A 17,506-nucleotide genomic window follows, 5' to 3' on the forward strand; every position below is an offset into this window, starting at 1 on the left:
CTTTGGAGACGGGCGTATTGGCGAGAATGCCGTCCGCTCCCAGCTCCATCGCCTGAGCGGCGTCTCCGGCAGAGCCCAGGCCCGCATCCACGATGACGGGAACCCGCGCCTCCTCGGCAATCAGGCTCAGGTTGTACGGATTCAGAATGCCAAGCCCCGTGCCGATCGGGGCTCCGCCCGGCATGACCGCCGCCGCTCCGGCATCCTCCAGCCTGCGGCACAGCGACGGGTCGTCCGACGTATAAGGCAGCACGGTGAAGCCTTCGTCGGCCAGCCGTTCCGTCGCCTTAAGCGTCTCGAACGGATCGGGCAACAGCGTGCGCGGATTGGCGCTGATCTCCACCTTGATCCAATCCCCCAGCCCCGCAGCGCGTGCCAGCCGGGCAATTCGCACCGCCTCATCGGCGTTGCCGGCCCCCGACGTATTCGGCAAATAGATCAGTTCTCTGTCCGCGACATGCTGCAGCACGCCGTCGTCTTCATAGTTGTCCAGGTTGATTCGGCGCACCGCGAACGTAATGACTTCGGCTCCGGACGCCTCCAACGCACGAAGGAAAACGGCAGGGCTCGGAAATCTGCCCGTCCCGAGAAAAAAACGGGACTTCAGCTTCCGTCCCCCGATCACCATCCCGTCTTGCACAATTGTATTCATTTCCATTCCCACGCTCAGCCTCCCCCGACAAAATGAACGAATTCGACCGAGCACCCGCCTTGCAGCGGCGTCTCTCCCCACAGCTGGCGCGGGACGACCGCCCCGTCCAGGTCGGCGACGACGCTGCGGCCTTCCAGCTTATACTGCGCCGCCAGCTCCAGCAGCGTAGCCGCCTGCGTCCGCTCGCTGCGGCCGTTGACGGTGAGCGCGATTTCCCGGACGTTCCTGCGCTCCGGCAAGGTCAGCGCAACGGATATCGGCAAGGATGCCGGTACAGCTGCCTGCTCCCCCAAGCTCCAGGCGTTAATCTTCTCCAGCAGATTGCGGCAGACCGATTCGGGATCGGCATGGCCGACGATCGCGGACACCGCGCACAGCCTTCTCGCCCCTGCCCGCAGCACCTCCTCCGCATTGGCCTCCGTAATGCCGCCGATGGCGACGAACGGGATGCGGATTTCCGCGGCCGCCTGCGCGACATAAGCGGTCGTCACCGCCTGACGTCCAGGCTTGGTGCCCGTCGGATAGACGGGACCGACGCCGATATAATCCGCTCCCGCCCGTTCCGCGGCGCGGGCCTGCTCGATCCGGTGCGTGGAGATGCCGATAATGCGCCGCGGACCGAGAAGCTCTCGCGCAGCCTCGATCGGCAAGTCGTCCTGCCCCAAATGAACGCCGTCGGCGTCCGCGGCAAGCGCAATATCCGGATGGTCGTTGACGATGAGCGGCACTCCGTATTTGGCGGTCAGCTCCTTCAGCCGCTTCGCTTTCTCGATCAGTTCCCGCTTCGAACTCTCTTTGTCCCGAAGCTGCACGATATCGGCTCCTCCTCTTAAAGCCGCCTCCATGACCTTCGCCATGCTGCGTCCGGGATGATAGTTTTCACCGGTGATGACGTACAGCTTAAACTCCAACGGACGGCTCATCCGCTCTCCTCCTTGTCTCGTCGTTCAAATAATGCCGATAGATGTCCAGCGCGCGTTCGGCCTCGCCCGCTCCTTGAATCAACGCGCGCCCTTCCGCGAAAATGACGATCCGCTCGCCTTCGACTGTCGAGGCGCGCAGCAGATAGCGGTTATCGGCCGTAATGACGCAGCCGATCTCAGTCAAGCGCCTTCTCCACTCTGCGAGCGACACAGACGGCTTCAGCATCAACTGAAACGTATCCCTTCCGCACAGGACGACCAGCTTCTCTGCCTCGGAGTCATCGCCCGGCAACGCATTTTCAGTCTCTCCCTCCGGTTCTTCGCCCGACAAGTCCTCATCTGCCGTATCTCCATGATCCTCTCCGGACAAGTCGTCCTCTGTACGGACAAAGCCTTCATTCTTCGCAAGCTCCCTGCTAGCAGCTGCCGTCGGCTCCCCCCACCCACAATAAAGACACGCTTCAACCGGCGACGGCAGCTTCCATTCCTTGACCGAGAAATGCCACGCGTCCACGGTCAGCCACGTTCCGCGCAGCGCCGCCCGATTCCCCGTCAGGGCCTTAAGCGCCTCCGCCGCCTGCAAAGCGGCCACCATCTCCACCGCGGGCGAGATAACCCCGAGCGTGTCGCAGGTCGGCGCGCCTTCGCTCCCCGTCTCCTCCTCGCCGAGCAGGCAGCGCAAGCAGCAGTGGTCCCCGGGAGCGAGCAGCGCGGTCATTCCGCCTGAGCCCGCAACGCCGCCGTAGACGAGCGGAATGCCGCGGCCGAAGCAGACATCGCTGAGCAGCAGCCGGGTCTCTGTATTGTCGGTGCCGTCGAGCACGAGGTCGACGTCCGCAGCCAGCGCCTCCGCGTTGCGCCGATTCACGTCGGCCACGAAAGCCTCGATCCTGACCCCGCCGTTGACCCGGCGCAGCTTCGCCGCGGCGGCGACCGCCTTGGGCAGCGCCGCTTCGGCGTCCTCCTCGTCGAACAGCGTCTGCCGGTGCAAGTTGCTCAGCTCCACGTAGTCCCGATCGACGAGACGCAGGCGGCCCACTCCGGCCCGGACCATATGCTGGGCAAGCGACGCCCCCAACGCTCCGGCGCCTACGACGAGCACGCTCGCCTCGCCGAGCCGCCGCTGGCCCCGCACTCCGATCGGAGCGAAGCGGATCTGCCGGGAGTAGCGCTCCTCCGCCTCCGCTTCCTTATGCATAGATCCGGCTTCCCCCGGCCTTGAACGCTTCCGCCTGCTCCTGCATGCCGGCCTCCAGCGCTTCCTCCTCCGCTACGCCGCGCTTCTCCGCGTAATCGCGAATGTCCTGCGTAATGCGCATGCTGCAAAACTTCGGTCCGCACATCGAGCAGAAATGCGCCGATTTGGCCGCCTCCGCCGGCAGCGTTTCGTCGTGATACGCCATCGCTCGCTCCGGATCGAGAGACAGATTGAACTGGTCTCTCCAGCGGAATTCGAATCTCGCCTTGGACAACGCATCGTCGCGCAGCCGCGCCCGCGGATGGCCCTTCGCCAGATCGGCGGCATGGGCGGCGATCTTGTAGGCGATGACGCCGTCCTTGACGTCCTCCTTGTTCGGCAGGCCAAGATGCTCCTTCGGCGTCACGTAGCAGAGCATCGCCGTCCCGAACCAGCCGATCATCGCGGCGCCGATCGCGGACGTAATGTGGTCGTACCCCGGAGCGATGTCGGTCGTCAGCGGCCCCAGCGTGTAGAACGGCGCTTCCTTGCACACCTCCATCTGCCGGTCGACGTTTTCCTTAATCAGATGCATAGGCACGTGGCCGGGCCCCTCGATCATCACCTGCACGTCGTGCTTCCACGCGATCTCGGTCAGCTCGCCGAGCGTATCCAGCTCCGCGAACTGCGCCTCGTCGTTGGCGTCGGCGATCGAACCGGGCCGCAGACCGTCTCCGAGCGAGAAGCTGACGTCGTAGGCTTTCATAATCTCGCAAATGTCCTCGAAATGCGTATACAGGAAGTTCTCCTTGTGATGGGCCAGACACCAGGCTGCCATAATCGAGCCGCCGCGGGAGACGATGCCCGTCACCCGTTTCGCGGTCAGAGGAATATAGCGCAGCCGTACCCCGGCATGAATCGTGAAGTAATCGACGCCCTGCTCGGCCTGCTCGATCAGCGTGTCGCGAAACACCTCCCAGCTCAATTCCTCCGCCTTTCCTCCGACCTTCTCCAACGCCTGGTAGATCGGCACCGTGCCCACCGGAACCGGGGAATTGCGAACGATCCATTCCCGGGTCGTGTGAATGTTTTTGCCCGTGGACAGGTCCATGATCGTATCGGCGCCCCAGCGGGTCGCCCACGTCATCTTCTCCACCTCCTCCTCGATCGAAGAGGCGACGGCCGAGTTGCCGATGTTGGCGTTGATTTTGACGTGAAAGTGGCGCCCGATAATCATCGGCTCGCACTCGGGATGATTGATATTCGCCGGGATAACCGCGCGCCCCGCGGCCACCTCCGCCCGTACGAATTCCGCGCTCATCCCTTCGCGCAGCGCGATGTATTCCATCTCCGGCGTGATCAGCCCTTGGCGGGCGTAGTGCAGCTGCGTCACCTTGCGCCCTTCCGCCGCCCGCAGAGAGCGGTTATGCGGCTTGGGAAACACCTCCGCGCCCCTCTTCTCCGCCGCATCGGCCGTCGCAAAGCCGTTGTCCTCGGGCCGCACCTCGCGTCCCTCGTACTCGACCGTGTCGCCTCGCTCCGCGATCCAGCGTCCCCGCACGGAGGGCAGCCCCCGCCGCACGTCGGCCTGAAACCCATCCTCCGTATACGGACCGCTGGCGTCGTATACCCGAATCGGATCGTTCGGCTCCTCCTGCCCGTTCCTCCCCGAACTTGGCTCCAGCGCGATCTCGCGCATCGGCACCCGAATGTCTTCCCTGTCTCCCGTCACGTACACCTTGCGGCTTCCCGGCAGCGGCGTCGTCAGAATCGCCATAACAAAAAACCTCCTAATGCGGATGTAATGTCAAATTCCGCTAGGAGGCCATGAGAAAAAGATAAGAAACGACGGACAGACTCGGCGACAACTCCATTTCAGGCGTATGCGTGCCGAGGTCGATGCCGATACGGCAAGAGACGGCGAATACGCGCGGTCCGCCCCTGCCGTTGCGCCTGTCCGCGGCAACCCGCCGCATAACAAAAGCCGCCCCGGCAGGGAGCGGCTGAATGTGTCATGCTCATCGAAGCCAAGGCGCAAGCATGAAGAAGCCTGCGGCCATCGCCTTCCAAAGTCTGACGTACATTGCCCACTTTCCTACGCTGGCATAACCCAGATCAGGTTCAAAGGGACCAAGGCATCGCCTTATCTCAGCCCTTGCGGGCGCCCCTAGTGGAATTCTATGAAAAACATTACAGCCGAAGGGGGCTTCTGTCAACCCTAAATTGAGTTGCGAGCCCCCTTCAGTCCGTCCGCGCGATTAACCGCGCCTTGATTAAGCCTTCTTGCGGAACAACGCGATGGCCAGAGCCAGAATACCCGCGGCCAGCCCCGCAATCGCCAGAGACAGCGTCAGCGTATCGCGGCCGCCTTCGTCCTTGGCATCGCTCGCGGCGGCTCCGCTCGAAGCGCCGTGGCCGTCGCCGTGGCCGTCTCCGGTCGCCTCAGTCACCTTCGTCACGGAAGCCGGTTTGTCGGCATCCGGTGCGCCGGTCCATTCCACCACCTCGCCGTCGGAGTACGTCTGATAAGCCTTCCAGCTCAGCTCCTTGGCGTCGTCGGCGATTTTGCCCTGCATGCGGAATTCGCCGAACTCCGTCGCGCCCAGACCGCTGCCGGTCGCCTTCCAGGTGACGCTGACGATTTTGTCCTCCGCGCCCTTCTCGACCTCGTACGTCCAGTCCGGCTTAGGCTCGAAGCGGCTGATGTTGACGCCGTCCGGAATCGCCACCTTCACCTGCGTCGTCGCGGCGTCCTTCTCGGAAGGCACGCGAACGGTGAACACCTGGTAGGAGCCCGCCGGGGCTTCCTTCGGCTGAACCGTCACGTGAGCGCTGGCCAAGCCCGCAAAACCGATCGACAGCAGCAAAACAAGAAGCAAAGATACGCTTTTTTTCATGAAATATCCAACCTTTCAGATTCGATTAGTCTAAGATATTTCACAGTATAGCCCGTTCCCCCGACTCCGCGCATGACTCGAAAGAGTCATTTCGCCCCGCTCATTGTGACAATATTGAAACGGGGGTCCGCTTCGCCTATTCCGGCTCGACGATTCCCCGCTCGTACGCGTATCGCGTCAGCTGCACTCGATTGTCGAGATGAAGTTTCTGCAAAATGTTTTTCAGGTGGTTTTTCACCGTGTGCTCGGACAGTCCGAGCGATAACGCGATTTCGCGATTTTTCTGCCCCCGCGCGACCTCCTGCAAAATATCATGCTCTCTCGGCGTCAACCCGCCGTCGTCCGTCGCCCGGTCTCTAGGCGCGCCTGCCGAAGAGCTTGATTTGCGCTCCGCGAACTCGCGAAGAATCGACATCGCCAGCTCGGGATTAAGCGGCGCTTCGTCGAAGGCGACCGCGCGCAAATAATCGCGCCAGGAGGCGGGGTGCAGGTTTTTCAGCAAATATCCCTGAGCGCCCTTCTTCAGCGCCTCGAACAGATGCGAGACGTCGTCGGACACCGTCACCATGACGATTTTCACCGCGGGAAAAGACGTCTTGATCGCCTTGACCGCTTCCAATCCGCCCATGCCCGGCATATTGATGTCCATCAGGATCATATCCGGCGCCAAATCCTCCGTCATCCGGAGCGCTTCCTCGCCGCTGGCCGCTTCCCCGACGACGACGAATTCCTCCAGCGCGGACACGATCGTCCGCATCCCTTCCCTTGCGTGCCGATGATCGTCGGCCAGCAGCAAACGAACGACTCTGCTCATCCCTTCTCCGCCTTCCTTCCGCTCTTGACGAGCTCTACGACCGTCCGCTCCCCGCGGCGCTCGGCCAGGAACGACCAGCCCATCGACCTGGCCCGATCCCTCACCATGCGCAGCCCGAAACGCCCCTGCGCCTGAAGCGGATCGCCGTCGAAGCCGACGCCGTCGTCCTCGACGCGGCAGCGGAAGCCGCCCGCTCCGTCCGGCTCCCCGACGACGTACACATGGGATGCCTGCGCGTGCTTCCTTACGTTGACGAGCGCCTCTCGGACGCAGGCGTGAAGCTCGACCTTCTCCTTATCGGTCAAGCCGTCGTCCGGAATCGTCCAGACGAATTCCGCCCGTGCGCCGGACAGCTCCGCCGTCTCTCCGAGCAGCTCCCGCAGCGGGACGACCCATGCGGCCGAATCGGGCGAAGGAGGCTGACGGAGATTGGCGATCGCCTGGCGCACGTCCTCGTGCATGACCCGCACCGTCTCGCGCAGCCCTCCCGCCAGTTCCCGCACCGGCCCGTCCCGGCTCAGCTCGTCCAACTGATCCAGCTTGACGGCGAGCAGGAACATCGATTGCGAGATGCCGTCATGCAGCTCGCGGGCCAAGCTCTCCCGCTCCTCCAGCGCCGCCTTCGCCTCCTTCTCCCGCTGCAGCGCCATCTGCGACTGTTCCATTCGCGCGAACAGGCTGCGTACCAGCGTCAACGTGACGGCCAGCACGATGAACGGCGCGAGCAGGTTGCCCAGCTCCATCGACACGTACGGCAGCAGGAAGGCATGCCGGACGTATTCCCACAAACCGATCGTCAGCGTAGGAATGAGCAGAATGAGCCATTTGAGCCTTCTGTCCTTGCTCCGGTTATCCATATGGCCTGCACGTCCCTTTCTCCATTATCGCCAAGTTCGCCGCAGCCAGAGCCTCTTTTTCATTCGGTATCTCCGTAGCCGATACGCATCCTTTGGCACCCCGCCGATCGCAGTCGCCCGACTCTCAGCCGACCGCTAGTAAATCCGATAAGTCGTCTCGACGACCCGCTCCGTGTCTTCCGAATCGGTGACGCGGACTTGCGCCTTCCATTGTCCCGCAAAAGGCAAATAAGGTCCCTGCGCCGTATACGTCGACTTCTTGAAATCCGGGAATGCGTCCATTTCTTCGTCTTCGTAAAGCTGGAGAGGAACGTCGATATAGCCCATCCCCTCCTTGTCGAGAGGCAGCAGGCGGAGCTGTACGTTCTTGGGCTCCCCTTGGCCGACCCATTCCGGCAGCCAGATTTTCAGAGTAAACCGGTTGTCTCCCGGAGCGTTGGGCGAAATGCGCAGCGTCACGTGCATATCCGTGCCCATCTTGTGATAGCTGAGCGGTTCGTTAACCGGCAGCGGCGTCTGGTAGGTCAGCACTCCGACGCAGAGCACGATTCCCGCGAGCAGCCCGACGTCGACCTTCAGCAGGCTGCCCCGGGGAAGCTCTCCCTTCTTCAGACGCAGTCGGATCAGGAATGCCGTGACGGCCACGAGCAGGGATAAGGCGGCTTTGGCGATCAGCCATTTTCCCCAGTTCGTATACTGCAAGTATTCCAATGACGGCAAAAACTTGAGCGTCGACAAAATGCCCGTCACCCACAGGGCGAGGAACGAGATCAGCGCCCACTTGGAGAATACGAGCGCGAACCGGCCCGCCTCCGGACGTTCCTTGAACCAGACCGCGAGCAGCAGCAGAAGCCCTCCGCTCCACAAGGCGGCGGCCAGAAGATGCGCGTAATCCAGTCCTACCGTGTAAGAGACCGGGTTAAACGCCGCGGCGTGCCCGGACCAGGATTCGACGAACAGCGCGATCGCGGCCCATGCGACGCGCGCAGCGGCACCCAGCGAAGGAAGCAGCGGCGCGGCCAGCGCCAGCAGCAGCTCGGCGATATACAGCTTGCCGATTGTCGTCTCCGTCAGGATGCGTCCCCATTCGGACAGCGGCTCTCCCTGCCCCAGATCGCGCAAGCTGAAGAAAACGTAGGCAAGCGTGGCGATGAGCGCGAATTTCCCCGACAGGCCGAGCGACCGCGAATGCGTGTCCCGTACGACTTGGGACATGCCGCGCAGCAGGCTCCACATGGCCAGGCCCGCCGTCGCGAGCAGTCCGGCATAATAGAGAATTCTTGCCGCGTAGAGCAGGAAGGAGTCCGCGGTCAGCCCCGAGCCGCCGTGATCGTGGGCATGTCCGACCTGAAGGTGCGGATTCAGCTTGCTCGCGTCGAGCGGAGCCGGATGGCCGACCGTAAACACGTACGCCCCGGAGATCGGATGCCCGTCCGCCGAAATGACCGAATAAGAGACAGTATAATGTCCCTCTGCGAGCTTCGGCAGCCCGATTTGAATGCCCTTGCCTTCTTCGATCCGCTCGATCTCGCCCTTCGCGACGTCGCGCGACGCCTCGCTGAGCACGAGCAGCTTAGCTCCTCCGCTGTCCAGCCTCTCGTTAAAGACGATCTCGACCGCTTCCGGACTGACGTCCAGGCGGGAATCCGCCTGCGGAGTCGCCTTCTCCAGCACCGCATGGGCCTCTGCCCGCCCGGCGACACCGACAATCGAATACAGCATCAGCCCGACGCCGAGCAGCAGCAAAGCAAGGGAACGTCTTCGCAGGCTTCCGTTAATGAACCATGACTTAAGCAAAAATGGCATCTATGCAACCTCCAACCTATCCTTACAAACGAGGTGTCGTTTACGAGTCCCGCAGTTTGGCAACTCTATCGTACCCGAACCGTTCTGCCGCATCAACTGCATGGGGACGCCATCCCCCGCCTTTATCCGCGATTGTTCGGGATTCGCCACAACTTGCCGCGCAGTCCGTTCATGCCGCTGTACACTAAAAAAGAGCATTCCCGACATCGTAAAACGATCCGGGAAAGCTCCTCTTCCGCAATATTAATCCGACGACGACCGCCCGCGCAAGACGTCCGGCCACCACTGCGCCTCCACGACGGGGAAACCTCTGGATTCGGTCCAGACGTAGCCCCAACCCGTCAACTCAGGCCGATGCGCATCCGCCAGCCGCACCCGTTCGTAATCGTTAAGCTCCTCGATGCCGTAAAAATCCTCCAGCTCGTCCAGCACCGGCAAGCCTTCCCTGGCAATCTCCATCCACATTCCCCGTACGATGCGATCCAAACCGTCCAGCAGCAGCGCCGGATACGGGCCCGCATCGACAAGTCGGCCGTGAACCGCCCCGGGTACGGAGGACAGCAGATAGGGCTCGACGACCGCGTGGTTGCTCAGCCCCGGCAGAAGCGAACCGTACGCGAACACCCGCACGGTCCCCTTTTCCTCCGCCGCGCCCCTCATCCCGCCGTCTGCCTCTTTGCCTTATCCTGCTCGTACAAGCTCTCGAACTGCTCGGGCGGAACGGGCCTGGAGAAGTAGTAGCCTTGGGCTTCCTGGCATTTCAATTGCTTCAGGAAGGCGACCTGCCCCTCGTTCTCGACCCCTTCGGCCGTCACCGTCAGCTCCAGATTGCGCGCCATCGCCGAAATGCCGGACACGATCGCCGCGTCGTTGCGATCCGTCAGCACGTCGCCCACGAACGCCCGGTCAATCTTCAGCTTGTCGATCGGGAATCGCTTCAGATAATACAGCGAGCTGTAGCCAGTGCCGAAGTCGTCGACGCTGATCCGCACGCCCAGCTTCTTGAGCTGCTTCAGCATTTCCGTAGCGTAGGCGACGTCGGCCATAATGCTTTCGGTGATTTCGAGCTCCAGCCACTGAGGCGCCAGGCCCGTCTCCGCCAGCACCTTCTCGATGCGGGCGCACAGATCGTGCTGGCGGAATTGGCGAATGGACAGGTTGACGGACAGCACGATCGGAGGCAATCCCCGGTCGTGCCACCTCTTCATTTGCTCGCAGGCATTGCGAAGCACCCATTCCCCGAGAGGCAAAATGAATCCGTTCTCCTCGCACAGCGGAATGAATTCCACAGGGGAGATCTCGCCTTTCTGCGGATGCCGCCATCTGAGCAGCGCTTCGACTCCGACGAGATGGTCGCGCTCCAGATCGACGAGCGGCTGGTACACGAGATGAAACTGTCCGAGCTCCAGCGCGATGCGCAGGTCGTTCTCCAGCAGCAGCCTCTCCTTGGCCTTCAGGTTCATCCGCGTCTCGTATCTCTTCCAGCCGTTGCGCGATTCCTTCGCCCCGTACATCGCCGTGTCCGCGTTCTGCAGCAGCAGGTCGAGCGTTCTCCCGTCATCCGGGTAGACCGCCACCCCGACGCTGCCCGTAATATGGAAGGCGGAAGGACCGACCTTGATCGGCTGGTCGAACAAGTCGACCAGGCGCTGCGCCGCCCTCTCCGCTTCGTCCGCGTCGCGAATGTCGCTCAGAAGCACCGTAAACTCGTCGCCGCCGAGCCGGAACACGTTCTCCGGCTTGTCCGCGTACTCCGTCAGCCGCTTGGAGATCGAGACGAGCAGCCGGTCTCCGAACGCGTGCCCCATCGAATCGTTAATCGTCTTGAACCGGTCGATGTCCAGCCAGAGCAGCGCGAATTGGCCGCCCCCGTGAAGCGAGCGGGACATCTCGGCCCGCACCCGCTCTGAAAACAGCCGACGGTTGGGCAGCGCGGTCAGCTCGTCGTGGTAGGCCATGTACTGGATGCGGGCTTCCGTCTTTTTCTGCCGCTTGTAGGGCTCTTCGATCAGAACGAAATAAATTCCCTTCAGAAGAAAATAGTAGCCGATCAGCTTGAAGCATTCCCCGAACAGATCCTGCGGCGAACCGATTCCGCTTCCCAGCGTCTTCTCCAGCTTGGAGAGCAGCAGCCAGATAAGCGCTTGGACGATCGTCAGCACCGATTCCGGACGTTCGACCCGGTTGCGGTACAGCAGCACCAAGATGGCCGCCGCGTAGCACAGCAGCGCCACGGCTTGCTGATACGGTTCGATCGCCTCGATCGCCGCGACGTTCCAACTGTCCGCGCGAAAGACGAAGGCCGAGGCGACCGCGATCGTTACGAGCACGGGAATGATCGCCAGAATGCGGGTTTGCGCCTTGACGATCGGATTGCGCAGCGAGAATACGACGAGCAAGCCGATCGCTCCGATCCACTCGGCAATCCACTCTAGCAAGATGCTGGGCGTATCGCCCACCGCGCCTTCGTACAAAGGCATGCTCGGAGCGCTTATGGCGTGCAGCAGTCCCAGCAAGCCCACCGCCGAGAACAACGCGGCGGTCATCAGCCTGTGCCTGCACAAAGTCGGGACGAATACCATCCAACCGAGGATAAGCAGGGCGAAACAGATCGCGAAGGCCAAAGATTCCAGAATGAGATGAATGGCGTAACGGTCGAGCGAATCGAACGACGCCTGCAGCCAGCCGCCTCCCCATTGGATACCGGAGAACGCCGCGATCGCCAAGACGATCGTCCATACCGTTTTCAATTCCGTGCGATTAATCCACATACACTGCCTCCGACGAATTACCTATTCAATGCCCGCCAGCCACAAAAGTAAATCCTTTAGAACTACGACCGTTGTCCTCTAAAATAAATTTTCCACGCCATCTTGTTTTTTCCTGCATTAAAGCGCAAATTTTCGACATTCATTCGACACCGTTCGAGTTCGTTCCGATCGGAGCTCCGATCTCGAAGCCCGCCTGCCGCAGCTGCTCCGCGATAAGCCGAGCCAGCTCGGCCGCTTGCGGCGTGTCCCCGTGAACGCACAGCGTGCGGAATTTCCCATGCCCCGCAAGCGCAAGCGCCTGCCGCACGACGTCCTCCGGCCGCTCCAGCACCGCTCCCGGCATTCGCCTCGGCACGAGCCCGCCGTCCGCTCCGTAAGCCCGATCGGCGAAGCCTTCGGGAACGAACCCGATCCCCGCTCTCTCCGCCGCAGCCTCCAGGCGGCTGCCCGGAGGACCGTAGAGCAGCAGCGACGGGTCCAGGCTGCGTACCGCAAGCGCGACCTCATCGGCCAGCTCTTCGTCCTTGGAAGCCATGTGGTAGAACGCTCCGTGCAGCTTCACGTGCCGCAGCCGCCTCCCGGCCGAGCGTGCGAAGCCAGACAGCGCGCCGGCCTGGTACAGGACGAAATCCGCCGCTTCGCGGGAAGAAATCGCCAGCTCCCTTCGTCCGAAGCCGAGTCGGTCCGGCAAGCCGGGATGCGCTCCGATCGCCACGCCGCGTTCGACGCAGGCTTCGACGGCAGCGCGCATCGTGTGGGGATCGCCCGCGTGGAAGCCGCAGGCGATATTCGCCGACGACACAACGTCCAGCAGCAGTTCGTCCGCTCCGTGCTCGTAGGCGCCGAATCCTTCGCCCAAATCCGCGTTCAGATCGATTCTCATTTCGTCCCTCCTTCGCTTGCGGCTTGCGCGAGACGCAAGCCGATGCCGACTTTCAGCAGCGCATGCTCGCGGAGCTTGCGCTTCCACGCCTGCTCGGCTTCCCGAAGCGTAACCGCCTCGAAGACAAGCCTGCATCCGGGCGCCGCTTGCGCGAGCAGCGGCCAATCGGCCCCGATGACGTGCGCGATCTTCGGATAACCTCCGGTCGGCTGGCAGCCCGCTCCCAGCACGATCGGATTCCCGTCCGGGGGCACCTGGATCGTTCCGGGAACGACGCCGTGCGAGACAAGCTCGCTTCCTCCTTCGCGAATGAGCGGCTCTCCGGACAGCCTCAGACCCATCCGGTCGGAGGAGGCTTCTACCCGGTACGCCGCGCTTAGCAGCCGCTCTCGGGAGGCTTCCGTAAACTCCTCCCATTCTTCCCCGGGCACGACTCGAAGCGTAAAGCCTTCGCCGTCCGGCCAGGCGGCGCTTCTCGCATCATCGGCGGCCTGCCAGCTTACGGCGCTCAGGCATGCCAGCCTGCCGTCCGCTTCCGCTCGCGCACGCAGCGTGTCCAGCAGAGCCGCCGAGCGGGGAGAAGCGGCAGCCGCGCCGATCGCGTCTCCGGCGGCCAGTGCCCGCCCCCCGCTGCCGCCGCCGATGCGCGCTCTCGGGTCCGCGCTGCGGCTTCCTAGCGCCGCGGGCGCGTCGATTCCTCCGGCTACGGCCACGTAGGCTCGGCAGCCGAAGCGCGCCTTACCGAACGTCAGCTCCGAGCCTGCCGCCACGAATACCGGCCGGTTCATCGGAAGCGGGCTGCCGTCCGCCTGCGGCGACAAATCCGCGCCGCACACCGCAATCAGCAAATCGCGCTCGACCGCATAGCTGCCGCCGATCATCGTCAGCTCTAGCACGGCGGCCTCTTCGTCGTTGCCGACGAGCAGGTTGGCCGTACGCATCGCCCGATCGTCCATCGCGCCCCCGACCGAGACGCCGTAGCGTCGCCAACCAACTCGCCCCGCATCCTGCACGGTCGTCAGCAGTCCCGGCTTCAGCACTTTGAGCGCAGGGTTCGCCGGAGCCCAAGGAGACTTGTCCATGTCCTTGTCCTCATCCTCGCCCGTCGTGGAAAGCTCGGCTGCAGGAACGAAGCTGACTTGATCTCCGGGCCTCAGCAGGAAAGGCTCCTTCTCCTCCGGCCGGAACAGCGGCACGGCCGTTCTTCCGATAATTTGCCAGCCGCCCGGCGATTCGTTCGGATAGACGCCGGTCCGATTGCCTGCGACCGCGACCGACCCGGCGGGCACCCGCAGGCGCGGATTCGGTCTTCTCGGCTGTTCCAACCTGCCGTCCAGCCCGCTTAAATAGGGAAATCCCGGAGCGAACCCCATCATCTCCACCGTATAGACGGCCGAAGAGTGAAGCTCCGCGAACCGTGCCTCCGTCATGCCGGCGCGGCTCGCGCACGCTCCCAGGTCAGGCCCGAACTCCCCTCCGTAGACGACGGGCAGTTCCACGCGCCGGGTCTCCGCGGGGGCCTCTTCGCGGATGCCGTCCCACAGCCGGACCAGCTCTGCAGCCGCATCTTCTATCGATGAGCAAGAAGGCTTCAAGTAAAAGGCGATCGTTCCGCCGGCCGCCGCCGACTCCAGCAGCCACGGGAGCCCGAGGGCGGAGACAGCCGCCGCTCTCGCCGCAAGAAGGGCGGCCGGCAACGGTTCGCTCCAGCGGAACGCAAACGCCCTGTCGCCGAGCGAGATCGTCTCGAACGCATATCGACGCACGACGATGCCTCCTTTCGCAACTTTCATTTGCAACGTTTTCGATTAACACGGTACAATTATACTATCGGCAAGGGAGGATTGGTTCAAAAGTGGAATCGTACGACCTGGCGGAGCTCGCCATCTCGCAGCACTCTCATGTCTGGAACCTCGTCTTCTCGCGCGCGAAGCTGATGGTCGTATCCGATCACGGCACCCGCCTCTGGTACGTCGATATCGACGGCGTGACCGACGACGAATTGCTTAAGCGGTTTGCCGACTCTGAATCGATCGAGATCTCCATGACCGCGACGACCGTCGGCGGACGGGAGCTGTCCGGCAGCGGCTTCTTCCATCCGAACCCGCGCCACCGCGCGGCTGCCATACGAGGAGACGGACAATTAACGGGCTACGGGCCGCAATAAGGCTCTAGGACGCCAAAACCGGAAAGGCTGATCTTCGTCAAGCCAAGCGCCGACGGGGAATCGGCCTTTCCTCATGCCACGAAATCCGGACGGCTAGGCCGTTGAGAATACCCGTAGGAGGGAGGGAACCCGCGTTGGAAAACTGGATACGGACGATCGCCAAGCTCCGTTGGGCCGTACTGGCGGCTTGGCTCGCCGCCGCTCTTCTTTCCTTGTTCGCGCTGCCGGATCTTCAGACGATTCTAAGGCATTCGGAGCAGCGATTCCTGCCCGACGAAGCGAATTCCGTTCAGGCGACCCATCTGCTGCACGACATCGATCCGGACAATCGCTCCCTCTCCGGGGCCGTGTTGGTCTTCTCCAGGGACGAGGGCTTGCGCCAGTCGGACAACGACTGGCTGAACCGGACGCTCCAGGAGATCGACAGCCGCAGAGCCGAGCTTAACGTCGCCGGCGTCGTCTCCTCCCTCACGCAGCCCGAGCTGGCGGAGCGGCTGCTCAGCCGGGATGGCACGACCCGGATCGCGCTGATCAACCTTCCGAGCGCCGACTTCGAGGACGTTACGCAAGCGACTCTCGGCCAATTGAAGAGCCTGCTCGCCGCCGCTCCGGAAGGCTCTCGTGCGCTGCTTACCGGAAGCGCGCCGCTGTCCCAGGACTTTCAGAAATCCGCGGAAAGCGGACTGCGAAGAACCGAACTGGTGACGATCGGCCTCGTACTCGCTATTTTGCTTCTGCTGTTTCGTTCCCCCGTAACCCCGATCCTCCCGCTGGCGACGATAGGAATCAGCTTCGCCGTGTCCGAGGGAGTGCTGGGAGCCTTCGCCCAGTGGGGCGTCCCGGTGTCCCATTTCACCGAATCTTTCCTGATCGCGGTTCTGTTCGGCGCGGGAACGGATTACTGCATCCTGCTGATCCAGCGCTACAAGGAAGAGCTTCAGGCCGGTAGCGGCGGGGAAGGCGACCGCGTCGAGGCGCTCGTCCGCACGATGTCGGGCGTGGGCGGCACGATCCTGTACGCCGCCAGCACCGTGTTCGCCGCTTTCCTGCTGCTCGGGTTCGCGGAGTTCGGCCTGTACCGCTCCGCCGTCGGCGTATCGCTCGGCGTGCTGATTACGGTTGCGGCCGCCCTCACTCTGGCCCCTTCGCTGCTGCTTATATTCGGTCCCGCGGCGTTCTGGCCCGCCCGCCGCGCTCCTTCGGGACGCCCGTCGCCGCTCTGGAGCAAGCTGGCCGCAATCTCCGCGAAAAAAGCGACGCTCGTGCTGATCGCCTCCGTCATCTGCCTTGCGCCGCTTGCCTTGCTGTTCCAGGGCAAGCGGACGTTCGACGACCTGTCCGAGATCGATCCGAAGCTGGATTCCGTCGTCGGTTTCCGACAGGCGGAAAAGGCGTTCAGCGCGGGAGAAGTGTTCCCGGTAACGATCGCGGTCACGGCCAAGCAATCGATGCGCACAACGTCGGGCCTGGCGGCGCTTGAACAGGTCAGCGCGGAGTTGGACGCGCTGCCGTACGTCGGCGAAGTGCGCAGCGCCGTCCGCCCGCTCGGCAAGAAGCCGGAGCAATTGACGGTGCCCGGACAGCTCAAAGGTCCGAACGTCGGAGAGATCATCCGCTCGCTGACCGGCGACCAGCAGACGTTGATGGCCGGACTTCGGGAGATCGCGATGCATTCCGCCCCTCTAAGCCAAGGCATGCTCGGCATTCTGTCCTCCGTCCGACAGCTGCAGGAAGGTCTCGGCCAGTTGCTCCTGTCCCAGCTCGGCTCATGGAACCGGCTGGCGAAGGGCAATCCCCTGCAGGAAGGAAGCCCGGAGAGCGGCTCCCGGGAACAAGCGCTGAACTATTACATCTCTCCGGACGGAAGAACGGCGAAATTCGAGCTGCTCCTCGCGCCTCATCCGTATTCGGACGAGGCGATGGACGCGATGCCCGAGCTCACGCGCTTCGTCCGCCAGAGCATGGATCGTACGTGGCTTGAAGAACCGCAGGCGTTCGTCACGGGCGTCTCGGCCAAGTACGGAGAACTGCGCGACATCTCCTGGCGCGATTTCGCCCGTACCGGCTTGCTCGTGCTCGCCGGAATCGCGGCGGTGCTGGCGATTCTGCTCCGCTCGTTCGCGCAGCCCGTGTGCATCCTACTGTCGTTAGGCTTGAATTACTGGGTGACGATGGGAATCCTGGAGTTTATCTTCGTGAGGGTGTTGGGCTATGACGGTTTGTCGTGGACCGTATCGTTCTTCGTCTTCATCATCATCGTTGCGCTCGGCGTCGACTACGGCATCTTCCTGATGGCCCGGTTCAAGGAAGAAACCCGGCGCGCGCCGGCGTCCGAAGCCATGACCGCAGCCTTGAAGACGACGGGCGGCATCATCCGCTCGGCTGCCGCCATCATGGCGGGAACGTTCGGCGCGCTTATCTTCTCCGGCCTGGACACGCTCGTGCAGATCGGCGCAGGCGCGCTGATCGGCCTATCGCTGTATGCGACGCTGTTCATGGGATTCGTCGTTCCGGCCATGATCCATCTGTTCGGCGGCAAGCGCCGGACGTAAGCGGGAC

Annotated in this window: 15 protein-coding genes and 1 riboswitch; of the genes, 2 read left to right on the top strand and 13 right to left on the bottom strand. The window is 63.0% G+C overall.

Annotation, left to right across the window (positions count from 1 at the left end; genetic code table 11):
• The 13 genes from ACESLM_RS00005 to pxpB all read right to left on the bottom strand — a co-directional run.
• Nucleotides 1-652 (bottom strand): thiazole synthase (locus ACESLM_RS00005; RefSeq protein ID WP_372629032.1); only part of this gene is annotated, 652 nt, incomplete at its 3' end.
• Nucleotides 653-666: 14 nt separating this feature from the next.
• On the bottom strand, nucleotides 667-1,575 hold the full coding sequence (gene thiE, locus ACESLM_RS00010) for a thiamine phosphate synthase (protein WP_372628794.1): 909 nt from the start codon (nucleotides 1,573-1,575) through the stop codon (nucleotides 667-669).
• Nucleotides 1,553-2,773, bottom strand: coding sequence for a ThiF family adenylyltransferase (locus tag ACESLM_RS00015; protein ID WP_372628796.1), 1,221 nt, complete (start codon nucleotides 2,771-2,773; stop codon nucleotides 1,553-1,555). The genes thiE and ACESLM_RS00015 overlap by 23 nt, the downstream gene beginning before the upstream one ends.
• On the bottom strand, nucleotides 2,766-4,529 hold the full coding sequence (gene thiC / locus ACESLM_RS00020) for a phosphomethylpyrimidine synthase ThiC (protein WP_372628798.1): 1,764 nt from the start codon (nucleotides 4,527-4,529) through the stop codon (nucleotides 2,766-2,768). Before thiC ends, ACESLM_RS00015 begins: the two co-directional genes overlap by 8 nt.
• Nucleotides 4,530-4,569: 40 nt before the next feature.
• Nucleotides 4,570-4,728 (bottom strand): hypothetical protein, encoded by a 159-nt coding sequence (locus ACESLM_RS00025; protein WP_372628800.1) that lies wholly within the window; start codon nucleotides 4,726-4,728, stop codon nucleotides 4,570-4,572.
• Nucleotides 4,729-4,827: 99 nt separating this feature from the next.
• Nucleotides 4,828-4,931: riboswitch (TPP riboswitch) on the bottom strand.
• Nucleotides 4,932-5,025: 94 nt separating this feature from the next.
• Nucleotides 5,026-5,649 carry a YcnI family copper-binding membrane protein gene (locus tag ACESLM_RS00030; RefSeq protein WP_372628803.1) on the bottom strand — a complete coding sequence of 208 codons (624 nt, stop codon included), beginning with the start codon at nucleotides 5,647-5,649 and terminating at the stop codon, nucleotides 5,026-5,028.
• Between the two features lie 136 nt (nucleotides 5,650-5,785).
• Entirely contained in the window at nucleotides 5,786-6,463 is a 678-nt protein-coding gene (locus ACESLM_RS00035; protein WP_372628805.1) for a response regulator, read from the bottom strand.
• Nucleotides 6,460-7,320, bottom strand: coding sequence for a sensor histidine kinase (locus ACESLM_RS00040; RefSeq protein WP_372628807.1), 861 nt, complete (start codon nucleotides 7,318-7,320; stop codon nucleotides 6,460-6,462). The genes ACESLM_RS00035 and ACESLM_RS00040 overlap by 4 nt, the downstream gene beginning before the upstream one ends.
• A gap of 135 nt (nucleotides 7,321-7,455) precedes the next feature.
• A complete protein-coding gene (locus ACESLM_RS00045; RefSeq protein ID WP_372628809.1) occupies nucleotides 7,456-9,126 on the bottom strand; it encodes a copper resistance CopC/CopD family protein in 1,671 nt (556 codons plus the stop codon).
• Between the two features lie 243 nt (nucleotides 9,127-9,369).
• Nucleotides 9,370-9,786: a gamma-glutamylcyclotransferase family protein gene (locus ACESLM_RS00050; protein WP_372628811.1), complete on the bottom strand. Its 417-nt coding sequence runs from the start codon at nucleotides 9,784-9,786 to the stop codon at nucleotides 9,370-9,372.
• Nucleotides 9,783-11,897, bottom strand: a complete 2,115-nt coding sequence (locus ACESLM_RS00055; RefSeq protein ID WP_372628813.1) for a putative bifunctional diguanylate cyclase/phosphodiesterase — start codon at nucleotides 11,895-11,897, stop codon at nucleotides 9,783-9,785. The genes ACESLM_RS00050 and ACESLM_RS00055 overlap by 4 nt, the downstream gene beginning before the upstream one ends.
• Before the next feature lie 139 nt (nucleotides 11,898-12,036).
• Entirely contained in the window at nucleotides 12,037-12,780 is a 744-nt protein-coding gene (locus ACESLM_RS00060) for a LamB/YcsF family protein (protein WP_372628815.1), read from the bottom strand.
• The gene (gene pxpB, locus ACESLM_RS00065) at nucleotides 12,777-14,546 is read right to left on the bottom strand and encodes a 5-oxoprolinase subunit PxpB (RefSeq protein ID WP_372628817.1); all 1,770 of its coding nucleotides are present in this window, start codon (nucleotides 14,544-14,546) and stop codon (nucleotides 12,777-12,779) included. Before pxpB ends, ACESLM_RS00060 begins: the two co-directional genes overlap by 4 nt.
• Before the next feature lie 89 nt (nucleotides 14,547-14,635).
• Between pxpB and ACESLM_RS00070 the strand changes: the two genes are divergently transcribed.
• Both ACESLM_RS00070 and ACESLM_RS00075 read left to right on the top strand, forming a co-directional pair.
• Nucleotides 14,636-14,947: a hypothetical protein gene (locus ACESLM_RS00070; RefSeq protein ID WP_372628819.1), complete on the top strand. Its 312-nt coding sequence runs from the start codon at nucleotides 14,636-14,638 to the stop codon at nucleotides 14,945-14,947.
• A gap of 134 nt (nucleotides 14,948-15,081) precedes the next feature.
• A complete protein-coding gene (locus ACESLM_RS00075; RefSeq protein WP_372628820.1) occupies nucleotides 15,082-17,499 on the top strand; it encodes an MMPL family transporter in 2,418 nt (805 codons plus the stop codon).
• Nucleotides 17,500-17,506: the final 7 nt, after the last annotated feature.

Origin of the sequence: Cohnella sp. (genome assembly GCF_041641335.1) — a bacterium.
GTDB lineage: Bacteria > Bacillota > Bacilli > Paenibacillales > Paenibacillaceae > Cohnella.

What these genes read in the sequence shown, in the direction of transcription:
- thiE (WP_372628794.1), bottom strand. Translation starts at nt 1,575, where the DNA reads ATGAGCCGTCCGTTGGAGTTTAAGCTGTACGTCATCACCGGTGAAAAC.
- ACESLM_RS00015 (WP_372628796.1), bottom strand. Translation starts at nt 2,773, where the DNA reads ATGCATAAGGAAGCGGAGGCGGAGGAGCGCTACTCCCGGCAGATCCGC.
- thiC (WP_372628798.1), bottom strand. Translation starts at nt 4,529, where the DNA reads ATGGCGATTCTGACGACGCCGCTGCCGGGAAGCCGCAAGGTGTACGTG.
- ACESLM_RS00025 (WP_372628800.1), bottom strand. Translation starts at nt 4,728, where the DNA reads ATGCGGCGGGTTGCCGCGGACAGGCGCAACGGCAGGGGCGGACCGCGC.
- ACESLM_RS00030 (WP_372628803.1), bottom strand. Translation starts at nt 5,649, where the DNA reads ATGAAAAAAAGCGTATCTTTGCTTCTTGTTTTGCTGCTGTCGATCGGT.
- ACESLM_RS00035 (WP_372628805.1), bottom strand. Translation starts at nt 6,463, where the DNA reads ATGAGCAGAGTCGTTCGTTTGCTGCTGGCCGACGATCATCGGCACGCA.
- ACESLM_RS00040 (WP_372628807.1), bottom strand. Translation starts at nt 7,320, where the DNA reads ATGGATAACCGGAGCAAGGACAGAAGGCTCAAATGGCTCATTCTGCTC.
- ACESLM_RS00045 (WP_372628809.1), bottom strand. Translation starts at nt 9,126, where the DNA reads ATGCCATTTTTGCTTAAGTCATGGTTCATTAACGGAAGCCTGCGAAGA.
- ACESLM_RS00050 (WP_372628811.1), bottom strand. Translation starts at nt 9,786, where the DNA reads ATGAGGGGCGCGGCGGAGGAAAAGGGGACCGTGCGGGTGTTCGCGTAC.
- ACESLM_RS00055 (WP_372628813.1), bottom strand. Translation starts at nt 11,897, where the DNA reads ATGTGGATTAATCGCACGGAATTGAAAACGGTATGGACGATCGTCTTG.
- ACESLM_RS00060 (WP_372628815.1), bottom strand. Translation starts at nt 12,780, where the DNA reads ATGAGAATCGATCTGAACGCGGATTTGGGCGAAGGATTCGGCGCCTAC.